Here is an 18664-nt window from a genome sequence, read left to right as displayed (position 1 = left end):
CGCTGTGTCCGGGGGGTGGGCGCAGAGCGCGGGGGTGGCGGGCAGCAGCCCTACCGTTCCTAAAGACTGAGCGGGAGTGAGTCCTGTTGCCAGGCCCCATGCTCAGCCGCGTGCCCCGAACGGTGTTGGGCACGCTGGTTTTCCGCTGTGACCGCACGGCCGGTCGCCGCCCTCTGGGGGCTGGCTCCGTTCCGTGTCCGGCGGAGTCCCTCACGCCCCCGGGTACCACGATCGGCCTGGACGTTCCGATGCCCGCCACCATCGCTCTGGTGGGTGCGGGGCGGTTTCGTCCGTCGCCGGATCGGGTGCCCGAGGGCGCGCCTTCCGATCGCGATGCCCGCCGCGTCGTGGCGGGTCATCACACGCTTGCTGCTGGTCAGGGGCGCCTTCCAGTGCGCTGCGCCCCACTTGGAGGTGTACGCCGGGTCGACGGCGACCAGGGCCAGGCCATGCTCGGCGGCCATGTTCACCAGCCGGGCCCTGACCTTGCCGGTGGGGATGCCGTGGATGAGCTGCCGGAAGCGCTTGTTGCGGCCGAATTTCTCGCGGGTCTTCCCGTCACAGAAGTCCAGATCCTCGATGGCGATCGCGGTGACGCCGATCCGGGTGGCCCAGCGCAGGAGTCGGCTGAGTGCGTGCCGGAGCTGCGCGTCGCGGTGGTCCGCCGAGCCGGTGAGGTCGTAGGTGAACCGCTGGGGGTCGCCGACGGGGTTGCCGTGTTTGTCGAGACGGTATGCGGCGAAGTGGTCGGCGTTCGTGTCCACGCCAATGAGCCCATCGGCGCGCGCGGCCTGAAGGGGGACCGCCTGGACAGCGGGCCGCTTCCAGGAGGCGGTCAGATACCAGCGGCCCTTGAGTACGTCGAGGTGGATCGCGTACGCGACCGCACGGTTGTGGGCGGTGCGGTCGGCCCATTCCTCGCCCCGGTGCCGGAATGTGACGCGGGCGGACAGGACGTACCGGCCGCGCGGCGCGTTGGCCAGATACTCCAGCGGCTTGGGCAGCTTGATCGAGACTTCGCCGTCCAAGGCGACGCGGATCGTCTCGTTCCCAAACCGCTTCCCGGACTCCCCGTCCGCGCTGAGGAACCAGCGGGCGGCTTCCCAGCGTTCGCGCCATCCGGTCTCGGTGAGCTGGGCGGTGGTCAGGTTGTGCCGGTTGTTCGCGAGCCTCTTCCCGCCGCGCACGACGTGCACGCGGCCCGTCGCGATGTCCTCCTCCACGGCCGCGAGACGGGCCTTGAGGATGTGGAGGCGGCGGGACTTGCAAAACCACTCGTTCTTCGACCGGTACCCGCCCGGCTTGCCCGTCGCACCCTTCTCGCCGACCGGGAGAGACAGGCGGTGCATGAGCATCCGGATGCCGTCGGCGAGCTTGTCGCGGTACGCGAACTGGCCGCGCCGGGCGAGTGCGTACTGATCGTGCGTGCCCTTTGTGAGGGAACCCGCCCACCGCGACGACGACTGCCCGGTCAGGTCCTGCTTGCGGGCTGCCCAGGAGCGATTGGTGCGCTCGAAGTCGGCCCGCGAGTACCGGGCGAGGTCAGCGGCCGCGAGAGAACCGAGGTGGGCCCCCATCAGGCGGAGGACCTTCTCGTCCTGGGGGGTGAGGTCCTTCAGACGGTCACGGATGGCCACACCCGTCGCCTCCTGGACCACGAACGGATCCCGGACCGGGCGGAGCGGCTTCCTGGCCTTGTTCATTTCGCGGCCGCCTCAAGCGCTCTGCGCGCGCGGTTCCTCGCCGAGCGGCGACCGTACAGGCGGGCGCAGAACGAGGTGAGGACCTCGGTCATGTCGCGGACCAGGTCGTCCCCGACCTCGCCCTCGTCCAGGACGACCAGGCGGCGGCCATGGGCCGCCAATGCGGCCTCGACGAGCTCGACGTTCATCCGCCCGAGGCGGTCCTTGTGCTCGACGACGACCGTCATCACGGCCGGATCGGCCAGCAGGCGGCGGAGCTTCGCCCGCGCGCCGTTCATACCCGAAGCGACCTCGCATTCCACGCGGACGACACGCCGCCCGGCCTTCGCCGCCCACTCCACGAGACGGGCCCTCTGCCGCTCCAGGTCTGTCTTTTGATCGTGGGAGGAGACCCGGGCGTACAGGCCCACGCCACCGACGACATCGACGGCCTGGTTGGCCTCGATGTTCACCAGGATCGTGCGCGGCCCCACCCGCACCGCGGGCACCGGCAGCGTTCCTTCACGGAACCAACGGCGCGCGGTCTGCGGATGGACACCCTGAGCCTTCGCCCACTCGGTCAGATTCACATTCCAGACCGTAGAGGGCACTCACTCATGAGCACTCACGATCACTCAGATATCACTCGATCGAGTGCAGTTTGTGCAGTTTGCGCCCCTCCGCGGCGCGCCCCGCCTGCACCGTCGCCACGATCGTCGCGGGCTTGACCGGCAGTCGGCGAACCCGCATCCCGTACTCCCGTAGAGCGTCGTCGATGGCCGCCGACACGGCCGCCGGAGCCACCATGCGGCCGCCCTCGCCGCCGCCCTTGATGCCGTACTCGGTGAACGGCGAGGGCGTCTGGACGTGTCCGATGCGGAACGCCGGGGCCTCGCTGGCGGTGGGGATCAGGTACTCCCTGAGTGTGGAGGACTTGAACTGCCCGTCCTCGTCGTAGGCCAGCTCCTCGTAGAGCGTGGTCCCGATGCCCTGTGTGGCGCCGCCGGTGACGTGACCGCCCAGGCTCCTGGGGTTCACGATCGTCCCGGCGTCGTGTACGGCCACGTAGTCGAGGAAGGAGGGGATCCCGGTGTCGGGGTCGACCTCCAGGACCGCGATGTGGCAGGCATGGCCCATGATCGGGTAGAAGACGCCGAGGTCCGAGCCGTCCGGTGCCGGAAGCGTCGTGTACGGGTGGTCGTAGGTGTAGGACTCCTCCAGTCCGCTCGTGATGCCCTCGGGCAGGCTGAGCGCGAAGAAGTAGGCGGTGCCCGCCAGCTCGGCGACGGTCAGGCCCGTCTCCGGAGCCCCCCTGACCTGCACGCGCGCGTCGACGAGTTCGAGGTCCTCCGGGGCCACTTCGAGGCTGTGCGCGGCGATGTGGATGAGCTTCTTCTGGAGCTTGCGCGACGCGCCCCGGATCGCACCGGCCACCATGGCGGTGTAACGGCTGCCGCCCGGGCCGGTGCCAGGAAGCGCGTGGGCCGAGTCGGCGTACCGGACATTGACGCTCTCCGGCGGGATCCCGAACTCCTCGGCCAGCACGGTGGCGCCCACCGTCTCCGGGCTGTTGCCCCACATCGACTGGCAGTGCAGCAGGAGCTGGAACTGCCCGGTGGGGTCGATCGTCACCGTCGCGCTCTCAGGGCTGGAGGTGAGGGGAAAGGTGGGCTTCTCCATCAGAAACCAGAACTCGGTGGCGCTGAAGACGCTGCGCTCCTGGGTCGTGGCCAGGCCGATGCCGATGTAGCGGCCCTCCTCCTCCCGCAGCCGTTTCTGTTCGGCGCGCCACCTGTCCAGGTCGATCATCGACAGTGCCTTGTCCAGTACGGCGGGGTAGTCACCGCTGTCGTAGAGGTTGCCGCCGGGGATCTTGTACGGGAACTGGTCGGGCTGGATGAAGTTGCGGCGGCGGATCTCCTCCGGGGTGAGCTCGAGCCGGGCTGCCCCCTTGTCGACCAGCCGTTCCAGCACCCAGTTGTGCACCTCGGAGCCGAAGCCGCGGTAGGCGCCCTGCTGGCACTTGTTGGTGACCACGGCCCGCAGGCGGTACTTCACGTCCCGGAACCGGTACGGGCCGACGACCTGGGAGAAGGCGTTGCCGTGGTGGCCGATGCCGAACTGCATGTAGGCGCCGTAGTCGTCGACGACGTCGATGTCGAGACCGACGATCGTGCCGTCGGCGCGAAAACCCATGCGAGCCTGGTAGATGCGGTCGCACCCGTGGTGGTCGGAGTTCATCAGGTGGTCGAACCGGTCCTCGAGGTACGACACCGGGCGACCCACCTGCAGGGCCAGGAAGCCGGCGAGGGCGGGCACCTTGTGCGCGGCGAGCTTGCTGCCGAAGCTGCCGCCCGCCGGAACCGGCTTCATCGTCAGTTTGTTCGACGGAAGTCTCAGTGTGGCCGCGATCAGGAAGACGAAGTAGCTGAAGTTGAGCGAGTTGCAGTAGATCTCCAGTACGCCGTTGAAGCCGGGCTGGGCCACAGCGCCCGTGGTCTCCATCGGCATTCCGGCCGAGCGGCCCCACTGCAGGGTGTCCTCGACGATCAGGTCGGCCCCGGCGAAGGCGGCGTTCACATCGCCGAACTCGAAGGTCCGCTCGTACCCGATGTTGCTGCCGTGCTCCTGGTGCAGCAGCGCGGAATCGGGCTCCATGGCCGTCATGGGATCGGCGACCGGCGGGAGCGCCTCGTAGTCGACCTCCAGCAGGTCCACGCCGTCCTCGGCGAGGTACCTGCTCTCCGCGACGACGGCCGCGACGGCCTCGCCGACGTAACGGACCTTGTCCACGGCGATCGGGTACTGCGTGATGGTGGCCGGGCCGAAGCTCATGCAGGGGTTCATTTTCGCCTTGCAGTCCTCGCCGGTGAGCACGGCGACGACTCCCGGCAACTTCAGTGCCTCGGTGGCGTCGATGGACCTGATCCACGCGTGCGGTACGGGGCTGCGCAGGATCGCGGCGTGCAGCATGCCCGGCAGCCTGAGGTCGGCGATGTACCCGCCGCGGCCGACCAGCAGCCGAGGGTCCTCGATCCGCCTGCGTTCCTTGCCGATGTACGTGTAGGTCATCAGTCACGACCTCCCGCGGTGCGGCCGCGGAGCTTGGTGCCGGCGGACTGTACCGCGTTGACGATGTTCTGGTAGCCGGTGCAGCGGCACAGGATCCCGGAGATCTCGTGGCGCACCTCGGCATCGGTCATCTCACGACCGGTCTCGATGATCTCCTTGGTACGCAGCACCATCGCGGGCGTGCAGAAGCCGCACTGCAGCCCCTGCTCCTCGGCGAAGGCCTCCTGAATGGGGTGCAGCTCCGCCTGGTTGACGGACAGGCTCTCGACGGTCTCGACCGCGTGCCCGTCCGCCTGGACGGCCAGCATCAGGCAGGAGCGCACGGAGTGGCCGTCGAAGAGGACGGTGCAGCATCCGCACTCTCCGTGCTCGCATCCCAGATGCACGCTGACCAGGTCGAGTTCGTCGCGCAGGAAGTCGGCGAGCGTGGTGCGCGTCGACACCTCGCGGGTCATGTTCCGCCCGTTGACGCGCACGGTCACGGCCCGGCGGACGGTGCCGTACTTGGCGGCGGTTGAGGTCGTCACTTCCCGTCGCTCCTCTCGTGGGCGCGCGCCACGGCCGCGGTGATCGCGCGCCGCACCACAACGGTGGCGAGGTGCCGGCGGTAGGCGCGTGTGGCGTGGATGTCGTCCCCCGAGGTCACCGAGGGCACGATCTCCTTGGCCGCCCTGGTGATGTTCTCCTCGGTCGGGGCCTCACCGATCAGTGCGCTCTCCACCGTGGAGGCGCGGACCGGCGTGTCGGAGATGCCCGCGACGCCGACGGAGACGGAGGTGAAGCGCCCGTCCCCGTCGAGGTTCACCACCGCGGCGGCGCCGGCGAGCGCGAGGTCGCCCACACGCCGGGCCACCTCCACGAAGCCGTGGCCCGCGGCCTGCGGCGTCACCGGGTAGCGGACGGCGACGAGGACCTCCTCGGGCTCCAGGGTCGTGGCCATCCGGCCCTGGAAGAAGTGCTGGGCCTCGATGGTGCGGATGCCCGACGGCCCTTGCGCGACCACCGTCGCGTCGAGCGTCACCGCCGTGCACGGCAGTTCGGCGGCGGGGTCGGCGTGCGCGAGGCTGCCGCAGACCGTGCCGCGGTGGCGGGTCTCGATGTGGCCGATGTAGCCGGCAGCCTCCGGCAGCAGCGGGACCAGTTCGCCGACCAGCGGGTGGTCCTCCAGCTCGTACTGCCGGACCCCGGCGCCGACCTCCAGGACGTCGGACCGGCGCTCGATCTTCTGCAGGTCACCGATCTTGTTGATGTCGATCAGTGCCTCCGGCCTGACAAGCCGCATGTTGAGCAGGGGGAGAAGGCTCTGTCCTCCCGCGAGGACGAGGGAGTCGATGCCGTACTCGGCCTTGAGCGCGACGGCCTCATCGACGGATTCGGGATCACAGTACGTGAATGGAGGCGGCTTCATCGCCTGTCCTTCGTTGCGGCTCCTGGGGAAGGAGCAGGTGACAGGGCTCGGAGCCGAAGTGGGATACGGACGGTTACCCCGAGGTCGCGTCGCGCGAATACCGCACCGGCTCGGTGTCGTTGCCGTTCTCCCCCCAGTGCACCACACCCGGCGCAGTGACGACGAAGTGTCTCGGAACGCCTCGCGGGCCTGGGTCCCGCCGGTCGCCGTCCGGCCGACGGCCGACGCGGCTGAGCATGTGCAGGTGGGGCCGTCCGGCTCAGGTCAGAGCTGGTTCACCGGTGAGCCCCGCGTTTGTCGGAGTCCAGCAGGCTGTCGCCCTCGACGAAGATGTGGGTGATGAGGGTGCGCATGCCAGGTGAGTGGTCATGGGGAGGTTCCTCCTGGGGGCGGCATGGTGGTGGTTGGGGTGTTCCCGGCGTCCCGGCCAGGTGACGGCACAGGGCGAGCCGGGTCGGCCCGGTCGGCGGCCCGGGTGCGGCGCATGCCCGCGATCACCAGGACGGTGAGCATCAGCAGAACGCCCGCACAGACGCGGTAGCCGACGGCGACGGCGTGGGCGAACGCCTCCGCGACGACTGTCCGGGCTTGGGCTCCCGTCCGCGCGGCGGCGGTGAACGCCTCGGCCGGTGTCGTTCCGGCGGCCGTGATCGACGTTGGGAGGCGGGCGGAGAAACCGGTCGCGATGGCCGTGCCGACGACGGCGACGCCCAGCGCGCTGCCGAACTCCCGGGCCGCGCTGTTGAGTCCTGACCCGACGCCCACCCGATGCGGGGGGAGACCGGAGACGACGGCGTGCGAGAGCGCCGGAAGCGCCAGGCCGTTGCCGAGCGCCGTGACAAGCGTGTACGCGGTGATCAGGGAGAAGGGCGTGGTTACGGTCGCCGTGGACAGCAGAAGCAGTCCGGTACCGACGAGCAGCAGCCCGGTGCACACGGTCCGCCGGTCACCCCAGCGGTCGGTCCAGCGCAGGCCGATCCGGGTCGCCATGACGATTCCGGCCGCGAGGGGCAGCCCGCCGAATCCCGCCTGTAGTGGGGAGAAGCCTTTGGCGTACTGGAGGAACTGGGCGTGGACGTAGAAGAGGGCGAACATGCCGAAGAAGACGGCGGCCACGCCCACGGTTCCCGAACGCACCGGACGCACGCGGAAGAGGCGGGGGTCCAGGACGGGCTGCTCGGTGCGCATCTCGACCAGGACGAAGCCGGTCAGCACCACGACGGCCGTTCCGAAAGCGGCCAGGACGGCCACCGACGTCCAGCCGCGCGCCGGGCCCTCGATGATGCCGAACAGCAGGGCGACGCAGCCCGTGACCAGCAGCGCCGAGCCCGGAGCATCGAGTGCGGCCGGGGTTCGGGCGGGCCGCGGCGCGACGTACGCCGCGCAGACCAGCAGGACGACTGCGATCGGTACGTACACCCAGAAGAGGGCGCGCCAGGGCAGGTACTGCAGGATCAACGCCCCACCCGCGTTGCCCAGGACGCCACCCACCGGCTGCGAGGCGCCCCAGATCGCCACGGCGGTGGCCCGCCGCCCGGCCGGAAGGCCGTGCAGCAGCAGGGACATGGAAGCCGGCATGAGCAGCGCCGCGCCGGCCCCGGACAGCGCCCGCCCTGTGAGCAGCAGGGCCACACTCGGGGCGAGCGCCGACACGGCGCCGCCGGCGGCGAACAGCCCGAGACCGCTCAGGAGGGCGCCCTTGCGGCCGAGCCGGTCCCCCAACGCCCCGGCGGGGACCAGCAGCGCGGCGAAGACGATGACGTAGGAGTCGACGATCCACAGCAGCTGGGTGGGCGATGGGTGCAGGCTGCTCGCCGACAGCTTGGGTATCGCGAGGTTGATGGCGGCGACGAGCGACTGGACGCACATCACGGAGCCGCACATCACCAGCAGCACGCCGCGCGTCCTGCGAGGCGGTGGGCCGGCGACTGGGTGCGCCGCCAGGCCGGCGGATGCCGTGCCCGCCTCTTGTTCTGCCGGGGCGCCGGGCGGGGTGCCCGGCGCGTCCGGTGCGGGGACGTTGGTCACGCTGACGACCGCCTACCTGGGAGCGCGCCGGGAGGGCCGCCCATCGCCCACGGCGACCGCGAGCAGGCCACCGGCCAGGGCTAGGTTCTTGAGGAAGTCGCCCTGCTGGCGGGCGCGTTGCGGGCCCTCCGACTGGGTCCAGAAGGGGAAGGCGGCGAGGGTCGTGGGCACCAGTGAGCCGGCGAGTGCCGCGGAGCAGGCCGCGGGCGCGATGCCGGCCGCGAGTGCTGCTCCGGCGGTCAAGTGCACGGCCGCGTTGACGCGTACCAGTTGGCGGTCCGTGAACCGGTCCAGGAGCGGCACCGCACGGCGGCACCGCTTCAGGAAGTCCCCCGCCCCCTGCGCGGGCCCGTCGGGATGCCGCCAGACGTGGCGGCCTCCGGAGACGAAGACGGCGGCCAGCGCCAGACGGGAGAGGGCGCGGCCCACGTCGTCGTAGCGCGGTGGTATTTCAGGCATTCCATGGATCCGTTCGCAAGTGGCGGTCGAAGAAGCGCTCGATCAGCGCGGGGGTCAGCAGCACGGAACGTTCGGCGTCCGGGGTGCGGGAGGACAGCACGGTGGCCGTCATGGGGTGCAGTTCCCAGTCGCCGGTGTTGAGGAAGCCGTGATCGGCGCCGTGGACCAGCAGCAGATGGGATTCGGCGCCCACGGCGCTCAGGGCGTCGTGGAGCCGACGGCTCTGGGCCGGTCCGATGAGGAGGTCGGCGTCTCCGTGCAGCAGGAGTACGGGCGGAACACGCGGGTGGGCCTGCCGGGCCGGACTGGCCTCGACGGCCGTGGCGGCCCGGTCCGACGGGCGTCCGCCCAGCAGCCCCCACGCCGGATCGGAGTGATCCACGCCCAGCACTCCACCGGGCAGGGCGTCGTCGTTGAGACACAGCAGATCCGTCGGTGGATAGCCCGCCACCACGGCTCGTACGCCGGGCGCCGAGGGGGAGCCGTCGGCGTCGGATGCGAAGGCCGTGAGCAGCGCCAGGTGCGCGCCCGCGGAGCTGCCCCACAGCCCGATCGACGCCGGGTCCAGGCCGTGGGTGTCCGCGATGTCGCGCAGGTGGCGCAACGCGGCGAGGACGTCGTGCAGTTGGGCCGGCCAGACGGAGACCTCGGAGGACCGGTACTCGATGTCCGCCATGGCGTATCCGCGTTCGGCGAAGAGCCGGGCCAACTGCGGTCCGTATCCTCGCCGTTGCATGCGCCAGCCGCCTCCCGCGAGCCACACGATCACCGGGGTGGGGGCCGGCGCGGACCGCGGCAGGTACAGGTCCATCCGTAGCTCCGTACGGCCCTCGGCGTCGGACGGCGTGCCGACGACGATGTCGCGCACCACCCGGACGGGAGCCGGGTCGACCCTCTCGGGAGGACGCGGCGCCCGGCTGAGCCCTTCCATGAAACGCCCCATGACGGCGGTGTTGTTCGCCAGCACCACCGTGAGGTCCAAGGCGTCCGGTTGCTGTGAGGTCTCACTGGTCACCGGCTCGTCCCGTCGCGGTCACGGCCAGGAGGGGCAGGGTACGGTGCTTCAGTGCGCGGTGTTCGGCGAGCCGTTGCCGGTAGTGCGGTGCGAGCCTGTCCGGGGTCCAGTCGAAGTCGTCCGCCAGCCGCACGTCCACCGCGGACACACCGGGCAGAGCCGTGAGCCGGGCTTGCGCCTCGTTCGCGAAAGAGCCGATGAGCACGCAGCTCGGCTCGGTCACGCCGACGCTGACCGCGACGCGCTGTCCGCCTGCGCCATCGTCCTGTACGTGAATGTCACTGACGAGTCCCATGTCGTCGAGCCCGGCGGGGACTCCCGCAGTGATGCTGCACGGATCGAGGATCTCGTTGAGCGCCGCGCGGACCTGGGCTTCCGTGACCCTCATCGGGCACCGGCCAGCGCGTCGTCGACCGGGGCGACCCGCCCGCCCCAGGGCTCCTGGAGTTCGTTGGTGTCGAACTCGTCGCCGCGGATGCGCTCGCGGAGTTCCTTCTCGTCGATGCCGTGCATCTGCAGGAAGTTGCGACCGAGGATGTCGGCCTTCACCTCCTTGGTGAGCTCGGGCAGCCCGTACTCCTCGACCAGGTCACGGGGCATCTCGAAGTTCCAGAACGCCTCGATCGCCGGCCGGGGGTGGACCGCGTCGCAGCCGGTCGCCCAGATGATCCGCTTGGCGGCACCGGCCTGCAGGAAGGCACCCATCGCCTGTGCGAAGCGGCGAGGTGCGTAGACCGCCAGGAACGACGTCGCCTCCAGATTGACCACGACGTTACGGAAGGACTCGAGCTGCAGGGCCGTCTCCTCGACGAAGGCCATGCCGCCGTGGACGACCTCGAAAGTGAGGTCGGGGAAGGCCAGCGCGGCGGCCTCGACGTCGGCCATCCCGAGTGCGGAGGTCGGGCCGGGGCCGACCGGGAGGGCCTTGTGGATGGCCACGACCTTCAGACCATGCTGCCGGGCCCGCTCGAACACCGGGAAGCAGATCTCCGGGTCACCCATGTCCAGCGCGGTCGCCCGGCCCTCGACGACGTCGATCGGATAGAGCTTGAGAGCGTTGACCCGGTGCTTCTCCACCAGCTCGTCCACGCGGTCCAGCGCTCCGGGGCGCAGCGGGGACACCGCGCCGTAGATCAGCACGCGCTCCGGCCACTTCTCGCGCATCTCCAGCCCGAAGCTCAGCGCCGAGCCCCCGTCGCGGAAGTGGCCGTAGATAGGGGTCTCGTGGTAGGCGATCACGTCGGTCTGGCTCTCCGCGAGCAGGGCCCGGCCGATGATGTCCGCGCCGGCCCCCTGCATGTAGGTGGAGCGTTCGAGGGTGTATTCGGGGCCGCTGACCCGCTTGTGCAGGTTGTACAGGTGCTCGCCGATGGCCGCCCCGACATGCGGGTTGACGCAGTTCTCGGGCCGGAAGTTGTAGTTGTGGGCCACGCCCTCGACGACGAGGAAGTCCTCGATCACGGTCGTTCTCCTTTGGGTGTCACGGGTGGTGCGGGCGCTCAGGCGAGCAGGTCCTTCAGCCCTTCCAGGGCGCGGGAGGCGAGTCGTTCGTCGGTCTCGGCGTCGGCTCCGCCGACGCCGACGGCACCGATGACCTCGCCGTCGTCCACGGTGATGGGCACACCGCCCGGCACCGGGAGGAGGTGGGCGTCGACGAGGTGCACGGGCGCGACCGCCATGGCGGGGGACGCGGCGAAAGCGGCGAAGTTCGAGGTCGGCATGCCGGTGACGGCGGCGGTGTAGGCCTTGCGGCGCGCGGTCTCGATCCCGATGGGGCCGACCCCGTCGTCGCTGAGCAGCACCTTGGTGACGCCGCTGCGGTTGACGACCACGACGCAGATACGCGCGCCCTCGGCCCGGGCCGCCTCCAGCGCGGCCTCGGCCGCCCCGTACGCGATGGCGTAGGTCAGGGGCTCCCTCATCCTGAGGTCCTCTCACGGAGCGGGGTGACGGTGGCGCCGGAGGCAGCCGGGACCCCGCGGATCAGGTCCGACGCCTTCTCGGCGACGGCGATGACGGTGGCGTTGATGTTCGCGCCGGGCACGCTCGGCAGCACCGACGCGTCGACGACGCGCAGCCCGTCGATGCCGTGCACCCGCAGGTCGGGGTCGACGACGGCGGCCTCGGAGGTGCCGATGGCGCAGGTGCCGCAGGCGTGGTTGGCGGAGTAGCCGGTCTCCCGCAGATAGCGCTCGAAGTCCTGGTCGGTGCGCAGGTCGGGGCCCGGTGCGAGTTCCGCCCCGATCATCGGGGCGACCTCGGGACTGCGCAGGATGGCCAGTGTGGTGCGTACGGTCTCGCGCAGGGCGGCAACGTCCTCCGGCTCGGTGAGGAGGTTGAACGTGATCCGCGGAGGGGATGTCGGGTCGGCGGAGCCCAGCCGGACCTCGCCGCGGCTGCGGGGGGTCGCGACGGCGTTGAGGGCCACGCAGTGGCGGTCCTTCAGCGGCCGGATGCCGGGGAACCACGGCCGGGCGCCGAAACCGCCGCCCAGGATGCCGAGGAACCCGTCGGGACGGTCCAGGTCGTCGCGGGTACGGATGTACGCGGACAGGAACTCGGGCATCCCGGCCAGGGGACCGCTGCCGGTGACGAGCCAGCGGACCGCGCCCAGCACCAGCCGGTCGGCGCGCAGGTGCTCGTGGAAGGTCACCGGATCCTTGACGTCGAACAGCACGGGCGCCGCCGGGTGCTCCTGCAGGTTGGCGCCGACTCCGGGAAGGTCCACGATCGTGTCGATGCCGTGCTCGCGCAGGTGATCCGCCGGTCCGATGCCCGAACGCATCAGCAGCTGCGGCGAGTTGTAGGTTCCGGCGCAGAGCACGACCTCGCGGGCCGCTCGGATCACCCGGCTCCGTCCGCCTTCGACGACACAGACGCCCCTCGCGCGTCCCTGCTCCAGCACGAGCGTGTCCACCAAGACCCCGGTGAGCAGGGTGAGATTGGGCCGTCGCCGCAGCGCGGGGCGCAGGTAGGCGGCCGCGGTGCTGTGGCGTCGGCCGCGACGGATGGCGGTCTCGTTCTGGCCGCCGCCGGTGGGGTCACCGCTCTGTGTGTCGTCGGGGAACTCCATGCCCAGCGATCGGGCGGCGCTGTCCAGACGCCGGCCGAAAGGGCTCCTTCGGACGGAGGTCGAGACGTTGACTGGTCCGTACCCGCCGTGGTGCTCGGTGTCCCCGCGCCAGCTGTTCTCCGTGCGGCGGAAGTAGGGCAGCAGGTCGTCCCAACCCCACCCGGTCGCACCGGTCTTGACCCAGTCGTCGTAGTCGAGGCGGTGTGCGCGGACATGGGTCGAGCCGTTGATCGACCCGGTGCCGCCGACCAGTCGGCCACGCGGGATGGGGATACGTCTGTCGTTCAGGCCCGGCTCGGGTTCCGACTCGTATCCCCAGCTGATCTCTTTGCGTCCTGACAGCAGCCCGACCCCGAGGGGCAGCTGCACGAGCAGGTTGCGATCCGCGGGCGGGCCGGCCTCGATCAGCAGCACGCGTGTTTCGGGGTCGGCGGACAGGCGTGCGGCGAGGACGCAGCCGGCGGTACCCGCGCCGACGACGACGTAGTCGTGCTCGGCGCCGTGCCCGGCGCTCATGTGGAAGGTCCAGACATCATCGTCTCCTTCGGCCTTGGGTGAACGCGCGGTGGAGGCGGGGTGCGGGGGAGGCATGGAAAGGCAGTCGCTCGCGCGGCGCGTTCTCAGGTGTGATCGCGAGGCGGCAGGGGAGTCCGCGAGCGGCTCGTCGCCTCGGCGAGGCACAACGTAACAGGGCGCTCGGCGATGCGATAGACGTCTGCAAGTAATTCATCAATGCAGGCCAGAGCCATTGACAGTTTTTCATCAGAGCCGTACAAACGGCAGAAGCGCCACGTGGGCTGCATCGCCTGCCGCATCCGCCCGAGCCGTCGCGGCACGCGCCCGAGCCGTCGAGGAAGGACTGCCGCACGCTCGTGCGACCACGCAGGACGGGAGCGCGAAGGAGCCTCGATCGCGGGCTCGCCGCAGCCGTCCGAACCCCCAGTGGCCCTTATTCACGCGTCCCCGCTGCCTCAACGCCGAGGAGATGGTTCAGCATGACCGACACGACCGTGACCGACACGGGAACCGGCTACGGCCGCAAGCCCTCCTCTCACGACGCCCGCCTGACCGAGGTCGGCCCTGGCACACCGATGGGCGAGGCACTGCGTCGCTACTGGCAGCCGATCGCCAGCTCCGCCGCGCTGACCAGCGACGTTCCGCACCGCGCCCGCCTCCTGGGCGAGGACCTGATCGTCTTCCGGGACGGTCAGGGCCGCCCCGGTGTCGTCTTCGAGCGGTGCGCGCACCGCGGCAGCAGCCTCTTCTACGGCCGAATCGAGGAGGACGGCATCCGCTGCTGCTACCACGGCTGGAAGTTCGATGTGCAGGGCCACTGCCTGGAGCAGGCCTGTGAACTCGACGGCGGCCGCCGCCGCAACCTGGCACGTCAGCCCTGGTACCCGGTGGAGGAGCGGTACGGCCTGGTCTTCGTCTACATGGGCCTACCCGAGCTCAAGCCCCCGCTGCCGCGCTTCGACAGCCTGGAGCCCCTCGAGGAGGGCGAAAGCTACTACACCAGCTGGATGGTGCCTGGCGCCGAGGTCATCGGCCTGGAGCAGGACTACAACTGGCTCCAGCTCTTCGAGAACGCCGTCGACCCCGTGCATGCGGCGTGGCTCCACTCCAACCACAGCGGGTATCAGTTCCAGGGCACCGGGACGACTGGCTTCCCTGAGAGCTACTACGACCCCAGCACCGCCGCGGAGCGCACCACCTTCCACCGGACCGACCACGGCGTGAGGTACATCTGGCGCTACCAGGACACCAAAGGTGCCGATGGTGCGCTCGTGGACCTGGACTGGTCGGTGGAGTGCATGCTGCCGAACATCGTCGCCCTGCCCGACTTCATCAGGTCGACCCCTGACGTCCGCAACGACATGCTGATCTGGGTGGTCCCCGCCGACGACACGCACCACCGGCTGGTCTTCTCCATCCGTTCCGCCGACCCGAGCCGGGCCGAGTCCTTCACCTTCGGCATCAAGCAGAACGGCAAGGACGGCTGGCAGCTGAGCGAGGAGGAGCGTCAGCGCTTCCCCGGCGACTACGAGGCCCAGCGCTCCCAGGGCGATATCACCCAGCACTCGGAGGAGACCCTGGCCCCGTCCGACCGCGGGGTCGTCATGCTCCGCCGCATGCTGCGGACGATGCTGGACGACGTCGAGGCCGGCCGGACCCCGCTCGGTGTCGGCGCGCCCGGCGACCCGGTCCGCCGCGTGGAAGCCGGCCTCTCCACCCGGCCGGAGCCAGGGGACGACGCCCTGAGCCCGGCGGCCGCGCCCACGGCGGCAGGGGCGTGACCGAGGCGTGAGCACCACCTGGACGGACGCGGTCGTCGTGGCCCGGTACGACGCCACGCCGAGAATCGCGGTCTTCGACCTCGCCCGGGCCGACGGCGGCGAGCTGTGGGAGTACGAGGCCGGCGCCCACATCGACGTACAGATCGGCGAGGCGGGACTGGTCCGGCAGTACTCCCTGTGCGGACCTCCGGGCGTCCGCAAGCAGTACCGGCTCGCGGTGCTCAACGAGCCCGTGTCGCGAGGCGGTTCACGAGCCATGCACGCCCTCGCCGAGGGCGACACGCTCCGGATCGCCGCGCCGAGGAACCGCTTCGGTCTGACGCCCGCGCGCCGGCACCTGCTCCTCGCGGGAGGCATCGGCATCACCCCGCTGCTGTCGATGGCACAGACACTCGACGCCGCCGGCGGCGACTACCACCTGCACTACTGCGCCCGCAGCCGGACCGACGCGGCCTTCGTCCCCGAGCTGGAGAACCATCCACGGGTCACCCTCCACTTCGACGACCAGGCCCCGGAGCAACTCCTCGACCTGGCGCGCGACCTGGGCAACCCCGTCCCCGACACCGCGGTCTACGTCTGCGGTCCCGGTGGGTTCATGGACTACGCGCTGGGGCGGGCCGCCGAGCTGGGATGGCCCGCCTCCGCCCTGCACAAGGAGCGCTTCAGCGCCTCGACGCCCGCCGCCGAGCCCGACGGGGGAGGGGAGGGCGGATTCACGGTGCGTCTGTCCTCGACGGGAGCGGAGTACCTCGTCCCCGAGGACCAGAGCGTCCTCGACGTCCTGCTGGCGAACGGCATCGAGGCCCCCTACTCGTGTGGGCAGGGCATCTGCGGCGAGTGCATCGTACGGGTACGCGCGGGCGAGCCCGATCACCGAGACGACGTCCTGACCGACGACGAGCGCGCGGAGGGCCTGTTCACCCCGTGCTCGTCGCGGTCGAGGTCCCCGATCCTGGAGCTGGAACTATGACCACCTCATCGACGGCGGCGACCGTCCGCCCCGCGCCCGCCCCGGCCACGGTCGAGGAGGCCGAGGCCGCCTGGCTCGCCGCACAGACGCTCCCTGACCCGGAGCAGAGCCTTCGTGCCCTGATGCATCCCGACTGCGTGGTCGTGCACTCGGCGGTGGGTCATATCCACGGTGTGGACGACTGGCTGCGGTACGCGGCACGCCTGGGCCGGACCAGCCAGGTGGACACCTACGACGTGACCGTTCAGCGGTTCGGCACCATGGCCGTGGTCAGTTGCCTGCAGGAGATGCGCGTCGCCTTCGTGCCCGAGCTGACGCCCTTCGTCATCCAGGCCGCTGTCAGCCGGGTCTGGGTGGCGGGCGAATCGGGCGGCTGGCAGCTGGCGCACTTGCAGATGGCCCGGCGGCTTCCGCCGGGCTGAGCCGACCAGGTTCCCGGTGGGTGGCCGTGCTCCCGGTGGGCGGGAGCACGGCCTCCGTCATTCTTGGGGCTCGCCGTCCGCCGAGGCGCGGTCCACCGAGGCGCCGTTCGCCGCCGCTCCGTCCACCGCCGCTTCGTTCACCGTCGCTTCGGCGAGTGCGGAGATGATCCGGGCCACCTGCTCGGCGTAGTGGTCGATGAACTCCTGCGAGCTCGGGTCCTGACGAGTGAACTCGCGTGCGATCCAGGGCAGGGCAACCGGGGCGATCGAGGCGGCGAAGAAGGCGAGGGACACCGCCCCCACATCGAGGTCGGAGCGGATCTCGCCGCGCGCCTGCCGCTCACGCATGTCCTCGACGCTCTTGAACAGCTCGATGGCACGCTCGTCCTCGGCGGGCGGGGGTGTGCCGGGCTCTTCGCGCGTCAGCGTGTGCACCCAGCCCGGGTCCTCATAGGCCATGACGCAATACCGGCGGACGGCCTCGGCGAAGGGGAGCGCCTGGCTGAGCGGCATGGCCGACTCCAGCCACCGTTCGCTGAGCGCCTCGTATAGCCCGCGTTTGCCCCCGAAGTAGTACGTGATCAGCTGATGGCTGACACCGGCCGCCTCCGCGATACGGACGACCCGGGCCCCGTCGAATCCATGGGCGCCGAACTCCGCGCCGGCCGCGGCCAAAATGGCCCGTCGGGTGCCCACGGGGTCCCGCTGGCGGTCGGGATCATTGGGGCGCCTCCGGCGCTGACGCCTGCCCGGCTCGGCTGCAGGCTTTCCCGACGGGGTCTCCTTGTCTGCCACACGGACGACCTTACCCGGCGGGCTTGTTGCAGCGGCATCTGCCAGAACCGTTGACACAGGTATGTATGGAGATACATTAATACCCGTCGCCGGTGGTGGCGCCGGCCCGTCGCGGAGGTTCCTCCCATGTCACTGCGCCTGGCCCTGCTGGCCTTGCTGGCCGCCCGACCGATGACCGGCTTCGACGCCATGCGGCAGTTCGACGCGTCCGTCGGTTACCTCTGGCACGCGCCGCACACGCAGATCTACCCCGAGCTGCGAAAGCTGGAGTCCACAGGTCTCGTTGAGAGCGAGGAAGTGCCTCGCGGCGAGCATGGGAAGAAGCGCCGGTACAGCCTCACCGAGGCCGGCCGGGACCAGTTGCGGACCTGGATGGACGAGGTCGAGGAACCACGGCGCGAACGGGACCCCCAGCGCCTCAGGGCCGCGTACTTCGAATGGGCGAGCCCTCAGGCGGCACGTGCCCAACTGGAGGCGCACGCGCGGTTCCACGAAGACGCCCTGGCGTCGTACGAGAAGCAGCGCGAGGACATCCTCGCGCGCCGCGTGCCCCTGCTGCTGGCCCGCCTGGAGCGAACGCCGCCGGGCGAGCAGGACGCGGTCGTGGAGTTCAAGGCGTTCGCGTACAGCGGTCTCATCGCCCGCGCCCGCGCCGAGGTGGAGTGGGCGCGCGAGGGGTTGCGGCTGTTGGACCGGCTCCACCCGGACCGGTCCGAAGAACAAGCCGACGAGCAGTCGGGTGCCTGACCGCACGGTCAAGGGACGCACCCGGCGACAGCTGCCGGCAATCAAGACACGGAGAGCTCGATGAACGCTGATCAGGCGAAGATCAGGCAGCTGGTGGAGAACTGGGCGCTGTGGCGGGACGCCGGTGACTGGGAACGGTTCGCCACCGTCTGGCACCCGGACGGGTGGATGAGCGCCACGTGGTTGCAGGCCCCCGCCGCGGACTTCATAGCCGCCAGCAAGCAGGGTTTCGAGAACGGCGTCAGCATCCTGCACTTCCTTGGCGGTCACACCTCGGATGTGGCGGGGGAGCGCGCGATCGCGCAGACCAAGATGACGATCAGTCAGCGCGCGGAAGTCGACGGCGTGTTGGTGGACGTGGTGTGCACCGGCCGGTTCTACGACTTCCTGTCCCGGGACGACGACGAGTGGACCATCGTCCGCAGGCAGCCCATCTACGAGAAGGACCGCCTCGACGTTGTCGACCCCGCCGCCTCCCTCAAGCTCGATCCCGAGTTGCTCGCCCGGTTCCCGGTCGGGTACCGCTACCTCGGCTATGTGCAGACGAAGGCCGGATTCACGGTGAAGCCCGGACTGCCGGGCCTGGTCGGCGAGGCGGTCGACCGGCTCTACGCGGAGGGCGCCGCCTGGCTGGCCGGCTCCGAGCGGCCCGGAGTGCCCCAGTGACGCGCCCGGCACCGGAAGGAGGGACTTCCC

General features: G+C 70.5%; 18 protein-coding genes. 5 read left to right on the top strand and 13 right to left on the bottom strand.

Annotation, left to right across the window (positions count from 1 at the left end):
• Window positions 1–59: 59 nt before the first annotated feature.
• The 12 genes from ABT009_RS36235 to ABT009_RS36180 all read right to left on the bottom strand — a co-directional run bounded on the left by ABT009_RS36235 (window position 60) and on the right by ABT009_RS36180 (window position 13253).
• Complete coding sequence (locus ABT009_RS36235) at window positions 60–1703, bottom strand: IS200/IS605 family accessory protein TnpB-related protein (RefSeq protein ID WP_351305027.1); 1644 nt, start codon at window positions 1701–1703, stop codon at window positions 60–62.
• Complete coding sequence (locus ABT009_RS36230; protein WP_351305025.1) at window positions 1700–2272, bottom strand: IS607 family transposase; 573 nt, start codon at window positions 2270–2272, stop codon at window positions 1700–1702. Before ABT009_RS36230 ends, ABT009_RS36235 begins: the two co-directional genes overlap by 4 nt.
• Before the next feature lie 52 nt (window positions 2273–2324).
• On the bottom strand, window positions 2325–4754 hold the full coding sequence (locus tag ABT009_RS36225; RefSeq protein WP_351305023.1) for a xanthine dehydrogenase family protein molybdopterin-binding subunit: 2430 nt from the start codon (window positions 4752–4754) through the stop codon (window positions 2325–2327).
• Window positions 4754–5281: a (2Fe-2S)-binding protein gene (locus ABT009_RS36220; RefSeq protein WP_351305021.1), complete on the bottom strand. Its 528-nt coding sequence runs from the start codon at window positions 5279–5281 to the stop codon at window positions 4754–4756. Before ABT009_RS36220 ends, ABT009_RS36225 begins: the two co-directional genes overlap by 1 nt.
• Window positions 5278–6162 (bottom strand): FAD binding domain-containing protein, encoded by an 885-nt coding sequence (locus ABT009_RS36215; protein WP_351305019.1) that lies wholly within the window; start codon window positions 6160–6162, stop codon window positions 5278–5280. The genes ABT009_RS36220 and ABT009_RS36215 overlap by 4 nt, the downstream gene beginning before the upstream one ends.
• Window positions 6163–6528: 366 nt before the next feature.
• The gene (locus tag ABT009_RS36210) at window positions 6529–8190 is read right to left on the bottom strand and encodes an MFS transporter (protein ID WP_351305017.1); all 1662 of its coding nucleotides are present in this window, start codon (window positions 8188–8190) and stop codon (window positions 6529–6531) included.
• Window positions 8191–8202: 12 nt separating this feature from the next.
• Complete coding sequence (locus ABT009_RS36205; protein WP_351305015.1) at window positions 8203–8649, bottom strand: DoxX family protein; 447 nt, start codon at window positions 8647–8649, stop codon at window positions 8203–8205.
• Complete coding sequence (locus ABT009_RS36200) at window positions 8642–9664, bottom strand: alpha/beta hydrolase fold domain-containing protein (RefSeq protein WP_351305013.1); 1023 nt, start codon at window positions 9662–9664, stop codon at window positions 8642–8644. The genes ABT009_RS36205 and ABT009_RS36200 overlap by 8 nt, the downstream gene beginning before the upstream one ends.
• A complete protein-coding gene (locus ABT009_RS36195) occupies window positions 9654–10052 on the bottom strand; it encodes a metal-sulfur cluster assembly factor (RefSeq protein ID WP_351305011.1) in 399 nt (132 codons plus the stop codon). Before ABT009_RS36195 ends, ABT009_RS36200 begins: the two co-directional genes overlap by 11 nt.
• Entirely contained in the window at window positions 10049–11125 is a 1077-nt protein-coding gene (locus tag ABT009_RS36190) for an amidohydrolase family protein (protein ID WP_351305009.1), read from the bottom strand. Before ABT009_RS36190 ends, ABT009_RS36195 begins: the two co-directional genes overlap by 4 nt.
• Before the next feature lie 38 nt (window positions 11126–11163).
• Window positions 11164–11586 carry a GlcG/HbpS family heme-binding protein gene (locus ABT009_RS36185; RefSeq protein WP_351305007.1) on the bottom strand — a complete coding sequence of 141 codons (423 nt, stop codon included), beginning with the start codon at window positions 11584–11586 and terminating at the stop codon, window positions 11164–11166.
• A complete protein-coding gene (locus ABT009_RS36180) occupies window positions 11583–13253 on the bottom strand; it encodes a GMC family oxidoreductase (protein ID WP_351305005.1) in 1671 nt (556 codons plus the stop codon). Before ABT009_RS36180 ends, ABT009_RS36185 begins: the two co-directional genes overlap by 4 nt.
• Window positions 13254–13732: 479 nt before the next feature.
• On the opposite strand from ABT009_RS36180, the gene ABT009_RS36175 reads away from it, so the two are divergent.
• From ABT009_RS36175 to ABT009_RS36165, 3 genes are read left to right on the top strand one after another with little or no spacing between them, the layout of a single operon-like run.
• Window positions 13733–15034: a Rieske 2Fe-2S domain-containing protein gene (locus tag ABT009_RS36175; protein WP_351305003.1), complete on the top strand. Its 1302-nt coding sequence runs from the start codon at window positions 13733–13735 to the stop codon at window positions 15032–15034.
• 7 nt (window positions 15035–15041) lie between these two features.
• A complete protein-coding gene (locus ABT009_RS36170; RefSeq protein WP_351305001.1) occupies window positions 15042–16004 on the top strand; it encodes a PDR/VanB family oxidoreductase in 963 nt (320 codons plus the stop codon).
• On the top strand, window positions 16001–16426 hold the full coding sequence (locus ABT009_RS36165; RefSeq protein ID WP_351304999.1) for a nuclear transport factor 2 family protein: 426 nt from the start codon (window positions 16001–16003) through the stop codon (window positions 16424–16426). The genes ABT009_RS36170 and ABT009_RS36165 overlap by 4 nt, the downstream gene beginning before the upstream one ends.
• Window positions 16427–16483: 57 nt before the next feature.
• On the opposite strand, the gene ABT009_RS36160 is transcribed toward ABT009_RS36165, so the two are convergent.
• Window positions 16484–17221 carry a TetR/AcrR family transcriptional regulator gene (locus ABT009_RS36160; protein ID WP_351304997.1) on the bottom strand — a complete coding sequence of 246 codons (738 nt, stop codon included), beginning with the start codon at window positions 17219–17221 and terminating at the stop codon, window positions 16484–16486.
• Window positions 17222–17347: 126 nt separating this feature from the next.
• On the opposite strand from ABT009_RS36160, the gene ABT009_RS36155 reads away from it, so the two are divergent.
• Both ABT009_RS36155 and ABT009_RS36150 read left to right on the top strand, forming a co-directional pair.
• Window positions 17348–17968, top strand: coding sequence for a PadR family transcriptional regulator (locus tag ABT009_RS36155; RefSeq protein ID WP_351304995.1), 621 nt, complete (start codon window positions 17348–17350; stop codon window positions 17966–17968).
• A gap of 60 nt (window positions 17969–18028) precedes the next feature.
• Window positions 18029–18634 (top strand): nuclear transport factor 2 family protein, encoded by a 606-nt coding sequence (locus ABT009_RS36150; RefSeq protein ID WP_351304993.1) that lies wholly within the window; start codon window positions 18029–18031, stop codon window positions 18632–18634.
• Window positions 18635–18664: the final 30 nt, after the last annotated feature.

Source organism: Streptomyces sp. NPDC002896, from assembly GCF_040295225.1.
Classification (GTDB): Bacteria; Actinomycetota; Actinomycetes; order Streptomycetales; family Streptomycetaceae; genus Streptomyces.
The sequence above is the reverse complement of the archived record's forward strand: the minus strand, read 5'-3'. Positions and strand labels throughout refer to the sequence as shown.

Coding starts and splice junctions, on each gene's coding strand:
- ABT009_RS36235 (WP_351305027.1), bottom strand. CDS start 1,703: ATGAACAAGGCCAGGAAGCCGCTCCGCCCGGTCCGGGATCCGTTCGTG.
- ABT009_RS36155 (WP_351304995.1), top strand. CDS start 17,348: ATGTCACTGCGCCTGGCCCTGCTGGCCTTGCTGGCCGCCCGACCGATG.
- ABT009_RS36175 (WP_351305003.1), top strand. CDS start 13,733: ATGACCGACACGACCGTGACCGACACGGGAACCGGCTACGGCCGCAAG.
- ABT009_RS36185 (WP_351305007.1), bottom strand. CDS start 11,586: ATGAGGGAGCCCCTGACCTACGCCATCGCGTACGGGGCGGCCGAGGCC.
- ABT009_RS36195 (WP_351305011.1), bottom strand. CDS start 10,052: ATGAGGGTCACGGAAGCCCAGGTCCGCGCGGCGCTCAACGAGATCCTC.
- ABT009_RS36165 (WP_351304999.1), top strand. CDS start 16,001: ATGACCACCTCATCGACGGCGGCGACCGTCCGCCCCGCGCCCGCCCCG.
- ABT009_RS36215 (WP_351305019.1), bottom strand. CDS start 6,162: ATGAAGCCGCCTCCATTCACGTACTGTGATCCCGAATCCGTCGATGAG.
- ABT009_RS36225 (WP_351305023.1), bottom strand. CDS start 4,754: ATGACCTACACGTACATCGGCAAGGAACGCAGGCGGATCGAGGACCCT.
- ABT009_RS36205 (WP_351305015.1), bottom strand. CDS start 8,649: ATGCCTGAAATACCACCGCGCTACGACGACGTGGGCCGCGCCCTCTCC.
- ABT009_RS36180 (WP_351305005.1), bottom strand. CDS start 13,253: ATGAGCGCCGGGCACGGCGCCGAGCACGACTACGTCGTCGTCGGCGCG.
- ABT009_RS36150 (WP_351304993.1), top strand. CDS start 18,029: ATGAACGCTGATCAGGCGAAGATCAGGCAGCTGGTGGAGAACTGGGCG.